The sequence below is a fragment of the Enterobacter cloacae complex sp. 677-3DZ2D5B genome (assembly GCF_004136695.1).
Taxonomy (GTDB): Bacteria; Pseudomonadota; Gammaproteobacteria; order Enterobacterales; family Enterobacteriaceae; genus Enterobacter; species Enterobacter hormaechei_C.
Genome location: NZ_QFLS01000013.1, coordinates 1 through 21,246 on the forward strand (window position 1 = coordinate 1; position 21,246 = coordinate 21,246).

At 54.3% G+C, this 21,246-nt stretch carries 19 protein-coding genes and 1 rRNA gene; 11 read left to right on the plus strand and 9 right to left on the minus strand.

Annotated features, from left to right (window positions below; translation table 11 throughout):
* Positions 1-284, minus strand: a 16S ribosomal RNA gene (locus DD597_RS19240); the annotation flags it as partial.
* A 455-nt stretch (positions 285-739) separates the two neighbouring features.
* Between DD597_RS19240 and DD597_RS19245 the strand changes: the two genes are divergently transcribed.
* Positions 740-1,447, plus strand: coding sequence for a FadR/GntR family transcriptional regulator (locus DD597_RS19245; protein WP_003862405.1), 708 nt, complete (start codon positions 740-742; stop codon positions 1,445-1,447).
* Positions 1,444-2,877 carry a multidrug transporter subunit MdtD gene (gene mdtD / locus DD597_RS19250; protein ID WP_045346083.1) on the plus strand — a complete coding sequence of 478 codons (1,434 nt, stop codon included), beginning with the start codon at positions 1,444-1,446 and terminating at the stop codon, positions 2,875-2,877. Before DD597_RS19245 ends, mdtD begins: the two co-directional genes overlap by 4 nt.
* On the opposite strand, the gene rbsR is transcribed toward mdtD, so the two are convergent.
* The 7 genes from rbsR to kup form a co-directional block, all read right to left on the minus strand.
* Positions 2,843-3,835, minus strand: a complete 993-nt coding sequence (gene rbsR / locus DD597_RS19255) for a ribose operon transcriptional repressor RbsR (RefSeq protein WP_003862402.1) — start codon at positions 3,833-3,835, stop codon at positions 2,843-2,845. The two genes, mdtD and rbsR, sit on opposite strands and share 35 nt — an antisense overlap.
* 3 nt (positions 3,836-3,838) lie before the next feature.
* Positions 3,839-4,768 carry a ribokinase gene (gene rbsK, locus DD597_RS19260; RefSeq protein ID WP_129256515.1) on the minus strand — a complete coding sequence of 310 codons (930 nt, stop codon included), beginning with the start codon at positions 4,766-4,768 and terminating at the stop codon, positions 3,839-3,841.
* 108 nt (positions 4,769-4,876) lie between these two features.
* The gene (gene rbsB, locus DD597_RS19265; RefSeq protein WP_003862397.1) at positions 4,877-5,767 is read right to left on the minus strand and encodes a ribose ABC transporter substrate-binding protein RbsB; all 891 of its coding nucleotides are present in this window, start codon (positions 5,765-5,767) and stop codon (positions 4,877-4,879) included.
* Between the two features lie 27 nt (positions 5,768-5,794).
* On the minus strand, positions 5,795-6,760 hold the full coding sequence (gene rbsC / locus DD597_RS19270) for a ribose ABC transporter permease (protein WP_023315066.1): 966 nt from the start codon (positions 6,758-6,760) through the stop codon (positions 5,795-5,797).
* A 4-nt stretch (positions 6,761-6,764) separates the two neighbouring features.
* Positions 6,765-8,270, minus strand: coding sequence for a ribose ABC transporter ATP-binding protein RbsA (gene rbsA, locus DD597_RS19275; RefSeq protein ID WP_003862393.1), 1,506 nt, complete (start codon positions 8,268-8,270; stop codon positions 6,765-6,767).
* Between the two features lie 7 nt (positions 8,271-8,277).
* The gene (gene rbsD, locus DD597_RS19280; RefSeq protein ID WP_003862392.1) at positions 8,278-8,697 is read right to left on the minus strand and encodes a D-ribose pyranase; all 420 of its coding nucleotides are present in this window, start codon (positions 8,695-8,697) and stop codon (positions 8,278-8,280) included.
* 225 nt (positions 8,698-8,922) lie between these two features.
* On the minus strand, positions 8,923-10,791 hold the full coding sequence (gene kup / locus DD597_RS19285) for a low affinity potassium transporter Kup (protein WP_003862390.1): 1,869 nt from the start codon (positions 10,789-10,791) through the stop codon (positions 8,923-8,925).
* Between the two features lie 222 nt (positions 10,792-11,013).
* On the opposite strand from kup, the gene ravA reads away from it, so the two are divergent.
* Positions 11,014-12,510, plus strand: coding sequence for an ATPase RavA (ravA, locus tag DD597_RS19290; RefSeq protein ID WP_003862389.1), 1,497 nt, complete (start codon positions 11,014-11,016; stop codon positions 12,508-12,510).
* Positions 12,504-13,955 (plus strand): ATPase RavA stimulator ViaA, encoded by a 1,452-nt coding sequence (viaA, locus tag DD597_RS19295; protein ID WP_116291047.1) that lies wholly within the window; start codon positions 12,504-12,506, stop codon positions 13,953-13,955. Before ravA ends, viaA begins: the two co-directional genes overlap by 7 nt.
* On the opposite strand, the gene asnA is transcribed toward viaA, so the two are convergent.
* Complete coding sequence (asnA, locus tag DD597_RS19300) at positions 13,956-14,948, minus strand: aspartate--ammonia ligase (protein ID WP_003862385.1); 993 nt, start codon at positions 14,946-14,948, stop codon at positions 13,956-13,958. It abuts the gene before it with no gap.
* Positions 14,949-15,099: 151 nt separating this feature from the next.
* On the opposite strand from asnA, the gene asnC reads away from it, so the two are divergent.
* From asnC to atpE, 7 genes are all read left to right on the plus strand, one after another.
* Positions 15,100-15,558, plus strand: coding sequence for a transcriptional regulator AsnC (gene asnC, locus DD597_RS19305; RefSeq protein WP_003862383.1), 459 nt, complete (start codon positions 15,100-15,102; stop codon positions 15,556-15,558).
* Positions 15,559-15,648: 90 nt separating this feature from the next.
* Entirely contained in the window at positions 15,649-16,098 is a 450-nt protein-coding gene (gene mioC / locus DD597_RS19310) for an FMN-binding protein MioC (protein ID WP_003862381.1), read from the plus strand.
* Between the two features lie 374 nt (positions 16,099-16,472).
* The gene (gene mnmG / locus DD597_RS19320) at positions 16,473-18,362 is read left to right on the plus strand and encodes a tRNA uridine-5-carboxymethylaminomethyl(34) synthesis enzyme MnmG (protein WP_048241620.1); all 1,890 of its coding nucleotides are present in this window, start codon (positions 16,473-16,475) and stop codon (positions 18,360-18,362) included.
* Between the two features lie 107 nt (positions 18,363-18,469).
* Positions 18,470-19,093, plus strand: coding sequence for a 16S rRNA (guanine(527)-N(7))-methyltransferase RsmG (gene rsmG, locus DD597_RS19325; protein ID WP_003862377.1), 624 nt, complete (start codon positions 18,470-18,472; stop codon positions 19,091-19,093).
* 616 nt (positions 19,094-19,709) lie between these two features.
* Positions 19,710-20,090 carry a F0F1 ATP synthase subunit I gene (atpI, locus tag DD597_RS19330; RefSeq protein WP_003862375.1) on the plus strand — a complete coding sequence of 127 codons (381 nt, stop codon included), beginning with the start codon at positions 19,710-19,712 and terminating at the stop codon, positions 20,088-20,090.
* A gap of 8 nt (positions 20,091-20,098) precedes the next feature.
* Positions 20,099-20,914, plus strand: a complete 816-nt coding sequence (gene atpB / locus DD597_RS19335) for a F0F1 ATP synthase subunit A (protein ID WP_003862373.1) — start codon at positions 20,099-20,101, stop codon at positions 20,912-20,914.
* A gap of 49 nt (positions 20,915-20,963) precedes the next feature.
* Positions 20,964-21,203 (plus strand): F0F1 ATP synthase subunit C, encoded by a 240-nt coding sequence (gene atpE, locus DD597_RS19340; RefSeq protein WP_000429386.1) that lies wholly within the window; start codon positions 20,964-20,966, stop codon positions 21,201-21,203.
* The last annotated feature ends 43 nt before the right edge of the window (positions 21,204-21,246 follow it).

Consider the following 21,246-nt stretch of genomic DNA (forward strand, 5'->3'; position numbering starts at 1 on the left):
GACCGTCGCCTAGGTGAGCCGTTACCCCACCTACTAGCTAATCCCATCTGGGCACATCCGATGGCAAGAGGCCCGAAGGTCCCCCTCTTTGGTCTTGCGACGTTATGCGGTATTAGCTACCGTTTCCAGTAGTTATCCCCCTCCATCAGGCAGTTTCCCAGACATTACTCACCCGTCCGCCACTCGTCAGCAAAGCAGCAAGCTGCTTCCTGTTACCGTTCGACTTGCATGTGTTAGGCCTGCCGCCAGCGTTCAATCTGAGCCATGATCAAACTCTTCAATTTAAAAGTTTGATGCTCAATGAATTAAACTTCGTAATGAATTACGTGTTCACTCGTTGAGACTTGGTATTCATTTATCGTCCGAGGACGTTAAGAATCCATGTCACTTTGAGTGCCCACACAGATTGTCTGATAAATTGTTAAAGAGCAGTGCCGCTTCGTTTTCGCTGCGGCGCGGGGTGTGCATATTACGCTTTCCCGCTTCAGAGTCAAGCGTTTGTTTTGCTTTTCTCTGCTGACCCGGCGGCTTGCGTGCCGTTGTTCCGTGTCAGTGGAGGCGCATTATAGGGAGTTCTTCTGAAGTGACAAGAGGAAATTTAAAAAAAATTTCTGACCGTGTTTTTTTTCACCAAAAGCGATGAGATCCAGCTACAAATTGTTCTATTTGATGTATCTGCAACCACAATCACACCTGAGATGGCATAATTAGCCGCATCAATATCTAAGGAATAAAAGCGATGCCATTAAGCGCACAACAGCTGGCAGCTCAAAAAAACCTGTCCTATGTGCTGGCAGAGAAACTGGCGCAGCTGATCTTAGCGGGTAAATATGCTCCAGGTAGCATCCTGCCCAGCGAGATGGAGCTGGGAGATCAGTTTGGCGTTAGCCGTACAGCCGTTCGCGAAGCGGTAAAAACATTAACGGCGAAAGGGATGGTGCTTCCACGCCCGCGCATTGGCACCCGCGTTATGCCTCAGGGAAACTGGAACTTTCTCGATCAGGAGTTGCTCACCTGGTGGATGACCGAAGATAACTTTAATCAGGTCGTCGATCACTTTCTGGTCATGCGCAGCAGTCTTGAACCTCAGGCCTGTCTGCTTGCCGCCACGCTCGGCACAGCAGAGCAAAAAGCGCAGCTCAATACTTTGATGGAAGAGATGGTGGATCTGAAAAAGCACTTTAACCGCGAGCGCTGGATAGCGGTCGATATGGCCTGGCATGAACATATCTATAATATGAGCGGAAATCCTTTCCTGACCTCCTTTGCTTCTTTATTCCATTCTGTGTACCACACTTACTTTACCTCTATCACACAGGATGAGGTGGTGAAGCTGGATCTGCATCAGGCGATAGTCGATGCCATTCAGGAGAGCGACGGGCAGCGAGCCCTGAGTGCGTGCCAGGCGTTGCTGGCCGCGCCAACCCACCAGCAGGTAAATAAATGACAGAGAAAAAAGCACGCAGTATGGCCGGATTGCCGTGGATTGCAGCCATGGCGTTCTTTATGCAGGCACTTGATGCCACTATCCTCAATACCGCCCTTCCCGCCATAGCACAAAGCCTTAACCGCTCCCCGCTGGCGATGCAATCCGCCATCATCAGCTACACCCTGACGGTGGCGATGCTTATTCCGGTCAGCGGCTGGCTGGCCGATCGTTTCGGCACGCGTAAAGTATTCATGCTGGCGGTGACGTTGTTCACCCTCGGTTCTCTGGCTTGCGCCCTCTCCACCTCTCTGACGGAACTGGTTATCTTCCGCGTTCTACAGGGGATAGGCGGCGCGATGATGATGCCCGTCGCGCGTCTGGCGTTATTGCGCGCCTATCCGCGCAGCGAACTGCTCCCGGTGCTCAACTTTGTGACTATGCCGGGGCTGGTCGGCCCGATACTTGGCCCGGTTCTCGGTGGCGTACTGGTGACCTGGGCAAGCTGGCACTGGATCTTCCTTATTAATATTCCGATTGGTGTGGCAGGGCTGATTTATGCCCGTAAATATATGCCGAACTTCACCACGCCAAGACGCAGCTTCGATATGGGCGGCTTCTTCCTGTTTGGCCTGAGCCTGGTCCTGTTCTCCAGCGGGATGGAGCTGTTTGGCGAGAAAATCGTAGCGACGTGGCTGGCGCTGGCCGTCATCCTTAGCGGGATTCTGCTGTTCCTTCTATATATACGTCATGCGCGTCGCCATCCGACACCGCTTATCTCTTTATCTCTGTTTAACACCCGAACGTTCTCCGTCGGGATTGCGGGCAACATTGCCTCACGTCTGGGCACGGGCTGCGTACCGTTCCTGATGCCGCTGATGCTCCAGGTCGGTTTCGGCTATCCGGCCCTGATTGCTGGCTGCATGATGGCGCCCACGGCGATGGGCTCGATTCTGGCAAAATCGACGGTCACGCAGGTGCTGCGCTGGTTTGGCTATCGTAAGACGCTGGTTGGCGTGACGATCTTTATCGGATTGATGATTGCGCAGTTCTCTCTGCAATCTGCGGCGTTACCAATCTGGATGCTGATCCTGCCGCTGTTTGTGCTGGGTATGGCCATGTCGACGCAGTTTACGTCGATGAACACCATCACCCTTGCGGACCTCACCGACGAGAATGCCAGCAGCGGCAACAGCGTACTGGCGGTCACTCAACAGCTGTCGATCAGCCTCGGGGTTGCCGTAAGCGCGGCGGTACTGCGGTTTTATGAAGGGGTTGACGGTACAAATACCGTTGAGCAGTTCCACTATACCTTTATCACCATGGGCGCGCTTACCGTGGTATCAGCGGTGGTCTTTATGTTGTTAAAACCAAAAGACGGCCGGAACCTGATTAAAGAGCGTCACAAAGAGAAGGCTAAACCGAACCGCGTTCCATCAGAACAGGAGTAAGCTGCAAACGTTGCTGTTGCAGCGTGGGCTGGGCCATGCGGTGGATCAACACATCGATGGCCAGCTCGCCCAGTTCATCTTTCGGCTGATGGATGGTGGTCAGCGGCGGCGTCATGTAGCGCGCCAGTTCGATATCATCGTAACCGACGATCGCCATGTCGTCCGGGACACGTAATCCCGCCTGATAAAGCGCCTGATAAGCTCCGAATGCCATCGCATCATTACCGATAAACACCGCCTGCGGGCGCGGCTCTTGCGCCAGCAGTTTCTGCATTGCTTCAAATCCACCGTTAAATTCGAAATCGCCGGTGATGCGATAGCCATCAGGAATGGCAAGCCCCGCACGTTCCATGGCCGAAAGATAGCCTTCCAGACGCAGGCGCGCCGGGGTTTTATCCAGCGGGCCGGTAATACAGGCAATGCGGGTATGACCTTTATCGATCAGATGCTGAGTCGCCATATCGCCGCCCAGCAGCGAGTTATCCTGGATCAGATCGCTGGTGCCGTCGAACGGCGCCCAGTCCATCATCACCGTGGGAATAGAAGGGTAGCGCTGGATGATCTCTTTCGAAGGTTGATGCGTTTCGGTACAGAGCAGCAGCAGCCCGTCGACGCGTTTTTGCATCAGCGTTTCCAGGTTACGGTTCATGCGCTGCTCATCGCCTTCGGTATTACACAGCACCAGGCTGTAGCCGCGCTCGAAGCAGCTGCGCTCCACGCCGCGCACCAGTTCAGAATAAAAAGGGTTGGTACTGGCCGTGATCAGCATGCCGATGGTGCGCGTCTGGTTGAGCTTCAGGCTGCGGGCCAGCGCAGACGGCGCATAGTTGAGTTCTTTAATTGCAGCGTCAACTTTCTCCCGAATCGCCTCGCTGACGAAGCGATCGTTATTGATAACGTGGGAAACAGTCGAGGTAGAAACGCCCGCCATACGGGCGACATCTTTCATTGTGGCCAAGCGTTACCCCTGCTGACTTAAGAATTCATCAATCTCTTTACGCCATGGAACAGAAGGCTGAGCGCCTTTACGCGTCACCGCGATCGCAGCGGCGGCATGCGCGAAGCGGATCGCGTCATCCATTGCTTTTCCTTCCAGCAGCGCCGTTACCAGCGCACCGTTGAAGGTGTCTCCTGCGGCGATGGTATCAATGGCTTTGACCTTAAAGCCCGGCACGCGACGACCTTCGCCATTGACGCTAGCCCACACCCCACGGCTGCCGAGGGTGATGATCACGGTGCCGATGCCTTTATCATGCAGCGCAAGCGCGGCACGCGCTGCATCGTCATCATTTTCGACACGGATACCCGTCAGCTTTTCCGCTTCGGTTTCGTTCGGGGTGATAATATCCACCAGCGCCAGCAGCTCGTCTGATAATACACGGGCAGGTGCCGGGTTAAGTACGACAGAGGTATGATTTTCATGCGCAATTTTCGCAGCGGCCAGCACGCTTTCAACCGGTGACTCCAGCTGCATCAGCAGGGCTTCCGCTCCGGCGATGATTCCACGCTGCGCTTCGACGCGTTCAGTCGTTAACGCGGCATTAGCCCCCGCATGAATACCGATGACATTCTCACCTTCCGCATTGACGAAAATCAGCGCCACGCCGGTAGATTCCCCTGCAACCACGCTGACGGGTGCGATGTCGATGTTGTCGCTTGCGAGCTGTTTGCGTACGCGCTCGCCGGTATCGTCATCACCCGTACAGGCGATAAACGCGATATTCGCCCCGCTGCGTCCGGAGGCAACCGCCTGGTTTGCGCCCTTACCGCCGAACGCCACCTGATACTGATTGCCGGTGACGGTTTCGCCCGGAGTGGGGAACGTTTCAAGGTTAAGAATGTGATCGGCATTGATACTGCCAAGGACCACGAGGTTGCCTGCGGTTTTCATGTATTGAGGTGTCCATCTGAGAGCGCCACCGGTATTACCCGGTGGCGTATGCCACACTTTTCTTTTATTTGGTGTCCCTCAGGCAGCCAGCGACTGCCTGAATCGCCTTTACTGCTTAATGACCAGTTTCAGGTCAACAGGATATTTGGCCTGAACTTTTTCGCCCTTCAGCACTTTATCGGCAGTTTGCACGCCAGTCGCGCCAATCTGCTCAGGCAGCTGAGCGATGGTCGCAGCCAGTTTGCCATCATTTACTGCTTTTTCACCATCCGGCGTGCCGTCAAATCCGACAACCATCACATCTGATTTACCCGCAGTCTGGAGCGCACGCAGCGCACCGAGCGCCATTTCGTCGTTCTGTGCGAATACCGCCTGCACATCAGGATGCGCGGTCAGCAGGTTCTGCATGACGTTCAGACCCTTTGTACGGTCGAAGTCTGCCGGCTGGCTCGCCAGCACGTTGAATTTGTGCGCCGCTACAGCCTGCTGGAAACCTTCACCACGTTCACGGGCCGCGGAAGTCCCGGCGATACCCTGCAACTCAATCACTTTCGCGCCTTCACCGGCTTTCTTCGCGATGTAGTCGCCGGCGATTTTTCCGCCCAGTACGTTATCAGACGCAATGTGGCTGACCACATCCCCTTTCGTTGCCTGACGGTCAAGGGTGATTACCGGGATCTTCGCCTGGTTTGCCATCTTCACGGCATTACCGACCGCGTCGGAATCGGTTGGGTTGATCAGCAGGATTTTGGTGCCACGAACGGTTAAGTCCTGAACGTTAGCCAGCTCTTTCGCCGGGTTGTTCTGAGAATCCAGCACCACCAGGTTGTAGCCCAGTTTATCTGCTTCTTTCTGCGCGCCATCCTTCAGGGAGACGAAGAACGGGTTGTTCAGGGTAGAGACAACCAGCGCGATGGTGTCCTTCGCCATGGCGTTAGCACTTACGGTTGCGCTCAGCGCGACAGCAGAAACCAGGGTAGCCAGTTTTTTCATGTTCATATCTAAGATGTCCTGTAGTGTCGTCAGTTACTGTTTTTTGTTGTCTACCAGTACCGCCAGCAAAATCACCACTGCCTTAACGATCATCTGGTAATAGGAGGAAACACCTAACAAATTCAAACCATTATTCAGGAAACCGAGGATCAGTGCGCCGATCAATGTCCCAACAATGCGACCTTTACCGCCCGCAAGGCTCGTACCGCCCAGAACCACTGCCGCGATGGCATCCAGCTCATAGCCCGTACCCGCCGTTGGCTGTGCGGAAGAGAGGCGCGCCACTTCGATGATGCCCGCCAGAGACGCCAGCAGGCCGCACAGGGAGTAAACGATAATTTTGACTTTATTAACGCTGATACCGGACAGGCGCGTTGCCGCTTCGTTACCGCCCAGCGCATATATATAACGACCCAGACGGGTATGGTGCAGCATGTACCACGCCGCCAGGAAAACGATAGCCATGATCCAGACCGGGGTCGGGACACCCAGCGGGCGACCGATACCGAACCAGCCAAACAGATCGGCGTTATCGGTAAAGCCGGTATTAATCGGGCTGCCGTTGGTGTACACCATGGTCACACCGCGCAGCAGCAGCATCATCACCAGCGTGGCGATGAACGCCTGAACGCGACCTTTCGCCACAATTACGCCGGTTACGGCGCCAATTGCCGCACCTGCCGCCAGCGCAGCGGCAACGGCCACCAGCGCGTTGACCTCAATACCGACAATCGACGCGGCGATCGCGCCGGTGAGGGCCAGCAGGGAACCGACGGACAGATCGATACCCGAGGTCAAAATCACCAGCGTCATCCCCACCGCCATAATGGCGTTGACAGAGGTCTGCTGAAGAATGTTGAACAGGTTATTGACGGTAAAAAAGTTCGGGCTCATGGTCGAGACAATCGCGATCAGCACCAGCAGGGCAATCAGCGATTTTTGTTCCATCAGCCACGTCTTTGTGAAATAGCGGCGACCAGAAACAGCCTGGGTAGTCATCTTCTTACTCCTGATTCACGCGATTAAGCTTGCCCACAGCGGCAGCCATCAGAACTTCCTGGGTGGCCTGCTCGCGAGTGAATTCACCACCGAGATGCCCTTCATGCATGACGATAATGCGATCGCTCATGCCTAATACTTCTGGCATCTCGGAAGAGACCAGAATGATGCTCAGACCGTCGGCCTTGAACTGGTTAATCAGCTGATAGATCTCTTTTTTCGCGCCCACGTCCACGCCGCGGGTGGGCTCATCGAGGATCAGTACTTTCGGGCGCGTCATCAACCCGCGGGCAATCGCCACTTTCTGCTGATTACCGCCGGACAACAGGCCAATCGCCTGCTCCATCGATGGGGTTTTAACGTTAAAGAGACGGATAAAATCGCTGACCGCCTGCTGCTCATCTTTGTGTTTCAGGCTGCCGCCGCTGCGGCTGAAATAGCCTAGCGCAGTCAGGGACATGTTCTCTTTTACCGACATGCCCAGCACTAAGCCGTCGCGCTTACGGTCTTCAGAGATATAGACGATGCCATTCGCCAGCCCGTCCTGCGGCGAGCGGGTGACCACTTCATGACCGTCAAGGGTAACGTAGCCGCTGGTGCGCGGCAGTGCGCCATAGAGCACTTTCATCAGTTCAGTACGCCCCGCCCCCATCAGGCCCGCGACGCCAAGGATCTCGCCCTTGCGCAGGGTAAAGGAGACGTCATTCACGCCCGGTCCGCAGAGGTTATCCACCTTCAGGCGGATCTCACCCGGCGCTTTCTCCAGATGTGGATACTGATCTTCGAGCTTACGTCCCACCATCATTTCGATCAGCGAATCTTCGGTCAGGGTTGCTACTTCGCGCTCGGCAATAAACTGCCCGTCGCGAAAGACGGTGACGTCGTCGCAGATTTCGAAGATCTCTTTCATGCGGTGTGAGATATAGACAATGCCGCGGCCCTGGGATTTCAGCTCACGGATCACGCGGAACAAGGATTCGGTTTCGGTATCGGTCAGGGCGTCGGTCGGTTCATCCATAATGATGACCTTCGACTCGAAGCTCAGCACCTTCGCGATTTCCACCATCTGCTGATCGCCGATGGAAAGGTCGCCCACCAGTCGGTCGCTCTTAAAGCGCAGATTCAGCTTCGCCAGCAGTTTGTCCGCTTCGGCATACATGGTTTTCCAGTCGATTTTGCCAAACCGGTTCACGAACTCACGGCCGAGGAAGATGTTCTCCGCAATGGTGAGCTGCGGGATCAGGTTCAGCTCCTGGTGGATGATGCCGATGCCCGCTTCCTGAGAGGATTTCGGGCCGTTGAAGGTGGTCTCTTTACCCAGCCACAGCAGCGAACCGGCATCGCGTTGGTAGATACCGGTCAGCACTTTCATCATGGTGGATTTGCCGGCGCCGTTTTCGCCCACCAGCGCCATGACGCGCCCGGAATAGACGTTCAGCGCCGCGCCGGAGAGGGCTTTTACGCCCGGGAACGATTTATCGATCCCTTTGAGTTGCAGTAATGCGTCCATGATGGCCTCAGAAGGTGACGCCAGCACAGAGAATGATATTCGCATACGGGGAACACTCCCCGCTGCGAATCACCGCCTGACTGTCTGCGGTTTGTTGTTTGAACTGCTCGTGCGTTGTGTAACGAATTTCTATGGTGTTTCCCTGGTGCTGTTGCAGTTGCTCAATGTGGCTGAGCAACGTTTCGTGGAGTTGCGGATTATGTTGTTTGATTTCCGCCGCGAGAATGGCCGCCTCAACCTGCATCTCCGCGGTGACCACTTCCAGTACCTGCATGAACGAGGGCACGCCCTGCGTTAACGCCATATCGATACGGGTTGTGCTGCGCGGAACCGGTAAGCCTGCATCGCAAACCACCAGCGTATCGGTATGCCCAAGACGGGAAATCACCGATGAGATTTCTGAGTTGAGTACTGTGCCTTTCTTCATTTTTTGCTCCACTAGCGAAACGTTTCGCTAAAAACAGTGTAGCCGCAGAAGTGTTCAGAAAACCATCATGACGTAACGGATTTGTGATCAACGTCGAAACGTTTCGCTAAGTGAAATGCAGAGGAGGTAAATGCAAAACGGTAACCGTCAGGTTACCGTTTTTTATGGTTGCACCCTCTCCCTGTGGGAGAGGGTCGGGGTGAGGGCATCAGCCCGCACGGAGTCTTAAATCTCGACCTGCGTCCCCAGCTCAATCACGCGATTAGGCGGGATCTCAAACTGGTCAGGCGCACGCAGGGCGTTACGTTGCAGAATGAGATACAGCTTGCCGCGCAGGCGCAAATACCATGGGCGCTTGCCGATGATCAGCGACTCGTGGGACATAAAGAACGACGTCTCCATCATGCGGCAACTCAGGCCTTCCAGACCGCAGCGGTGGAACACCTCTTCCACGTTCGGCGTTTCGCGCCAGCCGTAGCTTGCCACCACGCGCCAGAAGGTTGGCGACAGCTGTTCAATCTGTACGCGACGCACGTTGTGAACGTACGGCGCATCTTCAGTACGCAGCGTCAGCAGGATCACGCGCTCGTGCAGCACTTTGTTGTGCTTGAGGTTATGCATCAGCGCAAACGGGATTACGTTCAGCGCGCGAGACATATACACCGCCGTGCCCGGCACGCGCACCGGTGGGGATTTCTCCAGCGAGGCAATCATCGCCTCCAGAGAGTTACCGTGCTCATGCATACGACGCAGCAGGCGGAAACGTTCGCTCTTCCACGTCGTCATCACAATAAACATCACCAGACCCAGCGTCAGCGGCAGCCAGCCACCGGAGACAATCTTGTCGAGATTCGCAGAGAACAGCGGCACGTCGATACAGAGGAAGCCAACCAGGATCAGCCCCACGAGGAACTTATTCCAGTGCCAGTTACGGTACGCCACGGTGGTGGAGAGAATAGAGGTCAACACCATCGTTCCGGTTACCGCGATACCGTACGCCGCCGCCAGATTACTGGAGTGCTCAAAGCTGACGATGACAATCACCACCGCGAAGTAGAGCAGCCAGTTGACGAACGGAATGTAGATCTGGCCAGACTCCATCTCTGAGGTATGGATAATGCGCATTGGGGAGAGATAACCCAACCGCACGGCCTGACGCGTCAGGGAGAATACGCCGGAAATGACAGCCTGAGAGGCAATGACCGTCGCCAGCGTCGCCAGGATCAGCATCGGAACCAGCGCCCAGTCCGGCGCCAGCAGGAAGAACGGGTTTTTAATCGCTTCAGGGTGTGCAAGCAGCAGCGCGCCCTGACCGAAGTAATTCAGCACCAGTGAAGGCAAGACCACGCTAAACCATGCGACGCGAATAGGGAGTTTCCCGAAGTGGCCCATATCCGCATACAGCGCTTCAACACCGGTAATGGAAAGTACCACCGCGCCCAGCGCCACAAACGACACCACTTTATATTCCAGGAAGAAATGCACCGCCCACAATGGGTTCAGCGCGTGCAGGACATCCGGGTTGGCGATAATACTGCGTAAGCCCAGCGCCGCCAGGATCAGGAACCAGGCCAGCATAATAGGCGCGAACAGCTTACCCACCAGCCCGGTACCGTGTTTTTGTATAGCAAACAGCAACGTCAGCACGATAATAGCGAGTGGCACCACCCAAGTATCAAGCTGTGGCGCGACAATCTCCAGCCCCTCTATGGCCGACATTACCGAAATCGCCGGCGTAATCACGACTTCTCCATAGAAGAAGCTGCCGCCAATCAGGCCAATGATGACCAGCACGGAGGTCATTCTTGCAGACGTATTGCGCCCGGCAAGGGACATCAGGGTCAGAATACCGCCCTCGCCCGCGTTATCAGCCCGCATAACGAAAGAGAGATATTTAAGGGAGACCACCAGGATCAGCAGCCAGAAGATGAGCGAGAGGAAACCAAATACGGCGTCACGCTCTACACCAAAACCAAACTGACCGGACAGACATTCACGAAGCGTATAAAGCGGGCTGGTGCCGATATCACCGTAGACAACCCCGATCGCCGCAAGCGTTACTGCGGGTAATGATTGCTTATTATCAGTGCTCATAGACTAGTCTTTTCGTTTGAATAACAAATGTGTGCTTAGTCCCTTGGCCCACAAAAAGCGCACAGTATGCACGATTCAATGCAAAATCGTACCCCTAAATGCAGCCACATTAATGTAGCGCAAAGAAAATAGCGCCGCACTTCAGCCTATTACCAGGCCAGACCGAAACGTCTATACTCGCTTCAATTAGCCGCCACAACGGCGAAAGGATGCAAAACTATTATGGCTCACTCACATTTATTAGCAGAAAGAATTTCCCGTCTCAGCAGTGCGCTGGAAAAAGGCCTTTACGAGCGTAGCCACGCCATTCGCCTCTGTTTACTGGCGGCGCTGAGCGGGGAAAGCGTGTTTCTGCTGGGGCCGCCGGGCATTGCCAAAAGTCTGATCGCACGCCGCCTCAAATTCGCTTTCCAGAACGCGCGCGCATTCGAGTATTTGATGACGCGCTTCTCCACGCCGGAAGAAGTTTTCGGCCCACTCTCCATTCAGGCGCTAAAAGATGAGGGACGCTATGAACGTCTGACGGCGGGCTATCTCCCGGAAGCGGAAATCGTCTTTCTTGATGAGATCTGGAAAGCCGGCCCGGCCATTCTGAATACCCTGCTGACGGCAATTAACGAACGCCGATTCCGCAACGGCGCCAGCGAAGAGAAGATCCCCATGCGCCTGCTGGTGGCCGCGTCAAACGAACTGCCCGAAGCCGACAGCAGCCTGGAAGCGCTGTATGACCGTATGTTGATCCGCCTGTGGCTGGATAAAGTCCAGGATAAATCAAACTTCCGTTCTATGCTGGTAAGCCAGCAGGATGAAAACGAAAATCCGGTGGCAGCGTCATTGCAGGTCACGGACGAGGAATACCACCAGTGGCAGGAGGAGATCGGCAAGATAAAACTGCCCGATCCCGTTTTTGAGCTGATCTTCATGCTGCGCCAGCAGCTTGATTTACTGCCCTCCGCGCCGTACGTCTCCGATCGTCGCTGGAAAAAAGCCATTCGTCTGCTCCAGGCAAGCGCGCTGTTTAGCGGCCGCGATGCTGTCGCTCCCATCGATCTGATCCTGCTGAAAGACTGCCTGTGGCACGACGCAGAAGGGATGAATCTGATGCAGCAGCAGCTGGACGTTTTGATGACCGGACACGCGTGGGGTCAGCAATCCATGCTTAATCAACTGGGGGCGATTGCTCAACGTCGCCTTCAGCTCCAGCAGCAGCAAAGTGACAAAACCGCGCTGAAGGTGAACCGTCTTGGCGGGATGTTTGCCCGTAAACCGCACTACGAACTGCCAGCCGGGCTGACTGACGCCTCGCTAACGCTTCTTCTTCAGCAGCCGCTGAAGCTTCATGATATGCAGGTTGTGCATGTGACTATCGAACGCGTTGCGCTGGTTCAGTGGCTGGATAAGGGCGGTGAGATCCGCGGTAAACTCAACGGTATCGGCTTTGCACAGCCGTTGTCAATGGAAGTCGACAGCAGCCAGCACCTTGTGATCCGCGACGTCAGCCTTCAGGGATCGCGCCTGGCTCTGCCGGGCACGGCCTCCGACACTGTGCCGGAGGAGATCAAACAGCAGCTCGACGCGCTGGATAACGAATGGCATCAGCAGCACACCCGCTTCAGCGAGCAGCAGAAATGCCTCTTTATCCATAGCGACTGGTTAGGTCGCATTGAAGCCAGCTTGCAGGATGTCAGCGCGCAGATTAAACAGGCGCGTCAATGCTAACGCTGGACACGCTTAACGTCATGCTGGCGGTTAGCGAGGAAGGGTTGATCGAAGAGGTCGTCATTACCCTGCTCGCTTCACCGCAGCTGGCGGCCTTCTTTGAAAAATTCCCGAAGCTTCGAAAAGCAATGACGGACGATCTTCCCCGCTGGCGCGATAACCTGCGCCAGCGGTTTAAGGAGACGGAAGTCCCGCCGGAACTGACAGAGGAAGTGGCTGGTTACCAGCAGTGCCAGCGGCTTTCAACGCCGCAGTTTATTGCCCAGCTACAGCAAACTCTGACGCTGCTTGATAACGTTCACTCCCCGTTTGCCAGCCAGGCCAGAGCGCTGGTCACGGACAACCCCAGCTTCACTTCCGCCCTGCATACGCTGTTTTTACAGCGCTGGCGACTGAGCCTTGTGGTCCAGGCCACGGCCCTCAATCAGCAGTTGCTGGACGAAGAGCGCGAACAGTTGCTCAGTGAGGTCCAGGAGCGAATGACCCTGAGCGGCCAGTTAGAACAGGTGCTGGTGGAGAATGAAAACGCCGCTGGTCGACTCTGGGATATGAGTGCCGGCCAGTTAAAGCGGGGCGATTATCAGCTGATCGTGAAGTACGGCGACTTTCTGGCGCAACAGCCGGAGCTGATGAAGCTCGCAGAACAGCTCGGCCGCTCCCGGGAGGCCCGGTCGGTCCCAAAGAAAGATGCGCCGATGGAGACCTTCCGAACGCTGGTACGCGAGCCCTCCACCGTACCGGAGCAGGTGGACGGGTTACAGCAAAGCGATGACATCCTGCGCCTGCTGCCAACGGAACTCAGCACGCTGGGAATGACCGAACTGGAGTATGAGTTTTATCGTCGGCTGGTGGAAAAACAGCTCATTACCTATCGACTGCATGGCGAAGCCTGGCGCGAGAAGATCAGCCAGCGTCCGGTGGTGCACCAGGATTTTGATGAGCAACCGCGCGGCCCATTCATTGTTTGCGTCGATACGTCCGGATCGATGGGGGGCTTTAATGAACAGTGCGCAAAAGCGTTCTGCCTGGCCCTGATGCGCGTGGCGCTCGCCGATCGTCGTCGCTGCTACATCATGCTCTTTTCCAGCGAAGTGGTGGGGTATGAACTGACCAGCCCACAGGGGCTGGAGCAGGCGATCCGCTTTTTAAGCCGGCGCTTTCGCGGCGGCACCGATCTGGCCAGCTGTTTTCGCAGTATCATTGAGCGCATGCAGGGCGGTGACTGGTACGACGCGGATGCGGTGGTGATTTCCGATTTTATTGCCCAGCGGCTGCCGGACGACGTCGTGAATAAAGTGAAGGAGATGCAGCGCGTGCACCAGCACCGTTTCCATGCCGTGGCGATGTCTGCACATGGAAAACCCGGCATCATGCGCATCTTCGATCATATCTGGCGCTTTGATACCGGGTTGCGTAGCCGCCTGCTCAGACGCTGGCGACGTTAATTAAAGAAGAGAACCGACGCTCTCACGTACCTGCTGCGGCCAGACCCCACACTGCACCTGACCGATATGGGACAGTTGCAACAGCAGCATGGTCAGACGAGACTGGCCAATACCACCGCCGATGGTCTGCGGCATTTCACCGCGCAGCAGCGCCTGGTGCCATTCCAGTTGCAGACGATCCTCATCACCGGTCACGGCCAGCTGACGCTTCAGTGCTTCAGCATCCACGCGGATCCCCATTGAAGAGAGTTCAAACGCATCTTCCAGAACCGGGTTCCAGACCAGAATATCGCCGTTCAGACCAGCATATTCGCTTTCGCCCACTGTGCTCCAGTCATCGTAATCCGGCGCACGGACGTCGTGACGTTTACCATCAGACAATTTTCCGCCAATGCCGATCAGGAATACCGCGCCAAGCTCTTTGGCAATCGCGCGTTCACGGCCTTTGGCATCCAGATCCGGGAAACGGCTCAGCAATTCCTGACTGTGAACAAAGTGGATCGTTTCCGGCAGGAACGGTGCCAGACCAAACTCTTTGCTCACGGCCGCTTCGGTCGCTTTGATCCCGGCGTAGATCGCCTCAACGGTAGACTTCAGCGTGCCAACGTGGCGCTCGCCGTCACCCATTACGCGCTCCCAGTCCCACTGGTCAACGTAGACAGAGTGAATGGGGGAGAGACGGTCTTCATCGGGGCGAAGGGCTTTCATGTGCGTGTAAAGCCCTTCGCCCGCGCTGAAGTCGTGTTGTCCCAGGGTTTGACGCTTCCACTTCGCCAGGGAATGAACCACTTCGAACTGGGCGTCTGGCAGTGTTTTCACTTTTACCTGTACCGCTTTTTCGCAACCAGACAAGTTATCCTGCGTCCCGTCACCCACGCGGCTCAGAATCGGCGCCTGAACTTCAATAAGGCCAAGCTTCTCTTCCAGCTGGCGGGAAAAATGGGATTTAACGAAACTGATCTGGCGTTGTTTTGCGATGTAAGCGGTTTTCATTATTTATACTCCTGCGTCCTGTTGATACTGATTAAGCAACAGAACAGGCGCTTAATTCAATAACTCATCAACAAAAAGCCTCCTTCACTTTTGATTCGTTAAAATAAGACGCTAGAATAGAAGGAATCATTAATCTTCATAAGAAAAACCTATGGAAAATTATCAGATCGACAATCTGGACCGCGGCATTCTGGAAGCGCTCATGGCCAACGCACGCACCGCGTATGCCGAACTGGCGAAACAATTTGGCGTCAGCCCGGGGACCATTCACGTTCGCGTAGAGAAAATGAAGCAGGCCGGGATCATCACCGGCGCACGCATTGATGTCAGCCCGAAGCAACTCGGCTACGACGTCTGCTGCTTCATTGGCATTATTTTGAAAAGCGCCAAAGATTACCCCTCCGCGCTGGAGAAACTGAACGCGCTGGATGAAGTCACTGAAGCGTACTACACCACCGGGCACTACAGCATCTTTATAAAGGTCATGTGCCGATCCATTGACGCCCTCCAGCAGGTACTTATCAACAAGATCCAAACAATCGATGAAATTCAGTCCACTGAAACCCTGATCTCCCTGCAAAACCCGATCATGCGTACTATCCGCCCGTGATCGGGCAATTTCATTCCCACATTTTCCACAGGTAGATCCCAGCTCGTTCACAGCGTACAATGGCCGCCTCTTTATCTGAGCGAGCGATCAATGGCGGACATTACTCTTATCAGCGGCAGCACCCTGGGCGGTGCGGAATATGTAGCGGAACATCTGGCTGAGAAGCTGGAAGACGCGGGCTTTTCTACACAAACGCTGCACGGACCGCTGCTGGAAGATCTCCCGACTGACGGGGTCTGGCTGCTGATCACCTCCACGCACGGCGCGGGCGATCTGCCAGATAACCTGCAACCTTTATATGACGAACTGCTGGAACAACAGCCCGATCTGTCAAACGTCCGGTTTGGCGCTGTGGGGATCGGCAGCCGTGAATATGACACTTTCTGTGGCGCCATAGAGAAAGTAGAAGCTGCGGTGACCGCCTGCGGAGCAAAACAGCTGGGTGAAACGCTGAAGATCAACATCCTCGATCATGATATTCCCGAAGATCCAGCCGAGATCTGGCTCGCGGAATGGAAAAATTTACTCAAAAACGATTAAAGATCGTGCGAACAGATGTGGATAACTCTGGTTAAAAGCTCGTATTAAGCCGTAGTTATCCAAATAACAACGTTGGTTTAGTTTTTGACCTGTGTATAAAGTGGCGATCTGATCCCAGCTTATACGGTCCAGGATCACCGATCATTCACAGCAAACGATCCTTCCTAACTGCATGATCTTATTTATGGGATCGGACTTATCCACAAAGGTCTGCGATCCTAATAAGAGATCACAATAGAACAGATCTCTAAATAAAAAGATCTTCTTTTTAATAGCCCAGGATCCCAATGCTTTCTCGAAAGACTAAAGTTGAGTAGAATCCACGGCCCGGGCTTCAATCCATTTTCATACCGCTTTACGCGAGGCAGACCACCATGTTTTATCAGGATCCTTTTGACGTCATCATCATTGGCGGGGGTCACGCAGGCACTGAGGCCGCAATGGCCGCAGCGCGAATGGGTCAGCAGACCCTGCTTTTGACACACAATATCGACACGCTGGGACAAATGTCCTGTAATCCGGCGATTGGCGGCATTGGGAAAGGACACCTGGTAAAAGAAGTGGATGCACTTGGCGGCCTGATGGCGAAAGCGATCGATCATGCAGGCATCCAGTTTAGGATACTAAACGCGAGTAAAGGTCCGGCTGTTCGCGCCACCCGTGCACAGGCAGACCGTGTGCTTTACCGTCAGGCTGTGCGCACCGCGCTGGAAAACCAACCGAACCTGATGATCTTCCAGCAGGCGGTAGAAGATCTTATCGTGGAGAACGATCGTGTTGTTGGCGCCGTGACCCAAATGGGTCTCAAATTCCGCGCAAAAGCGGTGGTGCTGACGGTCGGGACATTCCTGGACGGTAAAATCCATATTGGTCTGGACAATTACAGCGGTGGTCGTGCTGGCGATCCGCCGTCAATTCCGTTATCTCGTCGTCTGCGTGAGCTGCCGCTGCGCGTAAGCCGCCTGAAAACCGGCACGCCACCGCGTATTGATGCGCGCACCATTGATTTCAGCGTGCTGGCACAGCAGCACGGCGATAACCCGATGCCGGTGTTCTCGTTCATGGGCAATGCGGGGCAACATCCGCAGCAGGTGCCGTGCTACATCACGCACACCAATGAAAAAACCCATGACGTGATCCGCAATAATCTCGATCGCAGCCCAATGTATGCTGGTGTGATCGAAGGGATCGGCCCGCGTTATTGCCCGTCTATCGAAGACAAAGTGATGCGCTTTGCCGATCGTAATCAGCACCAGATCTTCCTCGAACCGGAAGGGCTGACATCTAACGAAATTTACCCGAACGGCATCTCCACCAGCCTGCCGTTCGACGTGCAGATGCAGATTGTGCGTTCAATGCAGGGCATGGAAAACGCGAAGATCGTTCGTCCTGGCTACGCTATTGAGTACGATTTCTTCGATCCGCGTGACCTGAAGCCGACGCTGGAAAGCAAATTCATCCAGGGTCTGTTCTTCGCAGGCCAGATTAACGGCACCACCGGGTACGAAGAAGCTGCCGCGCAAGGGCTGCTGGCCGGTCTGAACGCCGCTCGCTTCTCTGCCGAGAAAGAGGGCTGGGCACCGGCGCGTTCTCAGGCTTACCTGGGCGTTCTGGTCGACGATCTCTGCACGCTGGGGACCAAAGAACCGTACCGCATGTTTACTTCTCGTGCGGAATATCGCCTGATGCTGCGCGAAGACAATGCCGATCTGCGTCTGACCGAGGTGGGCCGCGAGCTGGGTCTGGTGGATGACGAGCGCTGGGCGCGCTTCAACGAGAAGCTGGAACGCATTGAACAGGAACGTCAGCGCCTGAAAACCACCTGGGTGAATCCGCAGGCGGAAACTGCTGCTGAAGTGAATGCTCACTTAACAGCACCGCTGTCGCGCGAAGCCAGTGGGGAAGATCTGCTGCGCCGTCCTGAAGTCACCTACGAGAATCTGGTCAAACTGACGGCGTTCGCACCGGGCCTTGAAGACGCTGAAGCGGCCGAGCAGGTCGAAATTCAGGTGAAGTACGAAGGCTACATCGCGCGTCAGCAGGATGAGATCGAAAAACAGCAGCGCAACGAAAACACGCTGCTGCCGGAAATGCTGGACTACCGTCAGGTGACGGGCCTTTCCAACGAAGTGATCGCTAAGCTGAACGATCACAAACCTGTATCGATTGGCCAGGCCTCACGTATCTCTGGCGTCACACCTGCCGCGATTTCGATTCTGCTGGTGTGGCTGAAAAAGCAGGGCATGCTGCGCCGTAGCGCGTAATGCTCTGTAAATAGCCCGGTGGCGCTGCGCTTACCGGGCCTACTGAACCCGTAGGGCGGGTTAGCGAAGCGCCACCCGCCACTTAAGTTTCTCAACAGGTATCCACCGTGCTCAATAAACTCTCTCGTCTGCTGGAACAGGCAGGTATTTCGCTCACCGATCACCAGAAAAATCAGCTGGTGGCCTATGTCGATATGCTGAACAAATGGAATAAAGCGTACAACCTCACCTCCGTACGCGATCCCAACGAGATGCTGATTCGCCATATTCTCGATAGCATCGTCGTGGCGCCGTATCTGAACGGTGAACGTTTTATCGATGTGGGCACCGGTCCGGGCTTGCCGGGCGTTCCGTTGTCTATTGTTCGACCGGAGAGTCATTTCACGCTGCTGGACAGCCTGGGCAAGCGCGTACGCTTTTTACGCCAGGTTCAGCATGAGCTGAAGCTGGAAAACATTACGCCCGTACAGAGCAGGGTAGAGGAGTTCCCGGCAGAGCCACCGTTTGACGGTGTTATCAGCCGCGCGTTTGCCTCACTCAATGACATGGTGAGCTGGTGCAAACACCTGCCAGCGGAGAAGGGGCGTTTTTATGCGCTGAAAGGGCAACTTCCGGGGGACGAAATCGAGCAGCTTCCGGACGGTTTTGTTGTCGAATCCATTGAGAAACTCCAGATCCCTCAGCTCGAAGGTGAGCGTCATCTGGTGATAATTAAGCCAAACACTTTTTAAAAAATTAATAAAAAATGTGGAATTTGTGCTGTTCTGATCGTGTTAAAAAGCAGCACATCCAGTCTGATTTGGTCGTCGTTAATTTAACCTTGTTGTTACCATGGATTTTCTTATGGTTAACCTGACGTGATTCGTTCACTCAGAGGATAGTCAACCATGAAATTATCAGTCTGCTAAAAGTGGGTAAAAGCAACAAGAATGGAATGTTAAATATTTATTAAGAATGTCAATAAAAGGTTTTTGTTGTATACGGCTCTGTTTTAAAAATAGTTGCGGTTTTTTTGCTTTAATTTCATGCAGATGAAATTAATCGTTTTACGTCTTTGATAAATACCATTTTATCGCAAATGTGTATTTTGTGATCTCGTGCACGCTTTATCACCAACGTTTCCGCGCTGTTTGCAGTTTTGCCTGAAGGTCAACGCTTGGGTCAAAAGTTGAAAAATAGGACTGGGGAAAAATATTTAAACATTTATTCACCTTTTCGCTACTTAATGTTTGAAATCACGGGTACGCACCGTATAATTTGACCGCTTTTTGATGCTTGACTCTGAGCCTTAAAGGACGTTTTATACGACACGCGGCATACCTCGAAGGGAGCAGGAGTAAAAACGTGATGTCTGTGTCGCTCTTGAGTAGAAACGTTGCTCGTAAGCTTCTGTTCATTCAGTTTCTGGCTGTGATAGCAAGTGGACTGCTGTTTAGCCTCAAAGACCCCTTCTGGGGCATCTCCGCCGCGTGCGGAGGTTTGGCGGTGGTTCTGCCAAACGTGTTGTTTATGATTTTTGCCTGGCGTCATCAGGCGCATACACCTGCCAAAGGCCGCGTGGCCTGGTCCTTCGCTCTCGGCGAAGTGTGTAAGGTGTTGCTGACCTTTGCTCTACTGGTGATGGCGCTGGCGGTTTTGAAAGTGGTATTCATGCCGCTGATAGCAACGTGGGTTTTGGTGCTGGTGGTACAAGTTCTGGCTCCAGCTGTAATCAATAACAAAGGGTAAAAGGCATCATGGCTTCAGAAAATATGACGCCGCAGGATTACATAGGTCACCATCTGAATAACCTTCAGCTGGACCTGCGTACATTCTCGCTGGTGGATCCACATAACCCCCCGGCCACCTTCTGGACGATCAACATCGACTCCATGTTCTTCTCGGTGGTTTTGGGTCTTCTGTTCCTGGCCATGTTCCGTAGCGTTGCTAAAAAGGCGACCAGCGGTGTTCCAGGGAAATTCCAGACGTTCATCGAGATGATCATCGGCTTCGTCCATGGCAGCGTGAAAGACATGTACCATGGTAAGAGCAAACTGATTGCTCCGCTGGCCCTGACCGTGTTCGTTTGGGTCTTCCTGATGAACCTGATGGACCTCCTGCCTATCGATTTCTTACCTTGGATCGGTGAGCACGTACTCGGCCTGCCTGCACTGCGCGTGGTTCCGTCTGCCGACGTGAACATCACCCTGTCGATGGCGCTGGGCGTATTTATCCTCATTCTGTTCTACAGCATCAAAATGAAAGGCGTAAGCGGCTTTGTGAAAGAGCTTACCTTGCAGCCGTTCAACCACTGGGCGTTTATTCCGGTCAACCTGATCCTGGAAGGCGTTAGCCTGCTGTCCAAACCTGTTTCACTGGGTCTGCGACTGTTCGGCAACATGTATGCGGGTGAGCTGATTTTCATTCTGATCGCGGGTCTTCTGCCGTGGTGGTCACAGTGGATTCTGAATGTGCCATGGGCCATTTTCCACATCCTGATCATTACGCTGCAAGCCTTTATCTTCATGGTTCTGACGATCGTCTATCTGTCGATGGCGTCTGAAGAGCACTGATTTTTTACCAACACTACTACGTTTTAATTGAAACAAACTGGAGACTGTCATGGAAAACCTGAATATGGATCTGCTGTACATGGCTGCCGCTGTGATGATGGGTCTGGCGGCTATCGGTGCTGCGATCGGTATCGGCATCCTCGGGGGCAAATTCCTGGAAGGCGCAGCGCGTCAACCTGATCTGATTCCTCTGCTGCGTACTCAGTTCTTTATCGTTATGGGTCTGGTGGATGCAATCCCAATGATCGCTGTAGGTCTGGGTCTGTACGTGATGTTTGCTGTCGCGTAGTAGTTGTTTTAAAACCCCAAGCCACAGAAATTTAAGAGGTATT

What these genes read in the sequence shown, in the direction of transcription:
- rbsD (WP_003862392.1), bottom strand. Translation starts at nt 8,697, where the DNA reads ATGAAGAAAGGCACAGTACTCAACTCAGAAATCTCATCGGTGATTTCC.
- ravA (WP_003862389.1), top strand. Translation starts at nt 11,014, where the DNA reads ATGGCTCACTCACATTTATTAGCAGAAAGAATTTCCCGTCTCAGCAGT.
- kup (WP_003862390.1), bottom strand. Translation starts at nt 10,791, where the DNA reads ATGAGCACTGATAATAAGCAATCATTACCCGCAGTAACGCTTGCGGCG.
- mioC (WP_003862381.1), top strand. Translation starts at nt 15,649, where the DNA reads ATGGCGGACATTACTCTTATCAGCGGCAGCACCCTGGGCGGTGCGGAA.
- mdtD (WP_045346083.1), top strand. Translation starts at nt 1,444, where the DNA reads ATGACAGAGAAAAAAGCACGCAGTATGGCCGGATTGCCGTGGATTGCA.
- asnA (WP_003862385.1), bottom strand. Translation starts at nt 14,948, where the DNA reads ATGAAAACCGCTTACATCGCAAAACAACGCCAGATCAGTTTCGTTAAA.
- asnC (WP_003862383.1), top strand. Translation starts at nt 15,100, where the DNA reads ATGGAAAATTATCAGATCGACAATCTGGACCGCGGCATTCTGGAAGCG.
- atpE (WP_000429386.1), top strand. Translation starts at nt 20,964, where the DNA reads ATGGAAAACCTGAATATGGATCTGCTGTACATGGCTGCCGCTGTGATG.
- atpB (WP_003862373.1), top strand. Translation starts at nt 20,099, where the DNA reads ATGGCTTCAGAAAATATGACGCCGCAGGATTACATAGGTCACCATCTG.
- rbsB (WP_003862397.1), bottom strand. Translation starts at nt 5,767, where the DNA reads ATGAACATGAAAAAACTGGCTACCCTGGTTTCTGCTGTCGCGCTGAGC.
- rbsK (WP_129256515.1), bottom strand. Translation starts at nt 4,768, where the DNA reads ATGAAAACCGCAGGCAACCTCGTGGTCCTTGGCAGTATCAATGCCGAT.
- rbsA (WP_003862393.1), bottom strand. Translation starts at nt 8,270, where the DNA reads ATGGACGCATTACTGCAACTCAAAGGGATCGATAAATCGTTCCCGGGC.
- viaA (WP_116291047.1), top strand. Translation starts at nt 12,504, where the DNA reads ATGCTAACGCTGGACACGCTTAACGTCATGCTGGCGGTTAGCGAGGAA.
- mnmG (WP_048241620.1), top strand. Translation starts at nt 16,473, where the DNA reads ATGTTTTATCAGGATCCTTTTGACGTCATCATCATTGGCGGGGGTCAC.
- atpI (WP_003862375.1), top strand. Translation starts at nt 19,710, where the DNA reads ATGTCTGTGTCGCTCTTGAGTAGAAACGTTGCTCGTAAGCTTCTGTTC.
- rbsC (WP_023315066.1), bottom strand. Translation starts at nt 6,760, where the DNA reads ATGACTACCCAGGCTGTTTCTGGTCGCCGCTATTTCACAAAGACGTGG.
- DD597_RS19245 (WP_003862405.1), top strand. Translation starts at nt 740, where the DNA reads ATGCCATTAAGCGCACAACAGCTGGCAGCTCAAAAAAACCTGTCCTAT.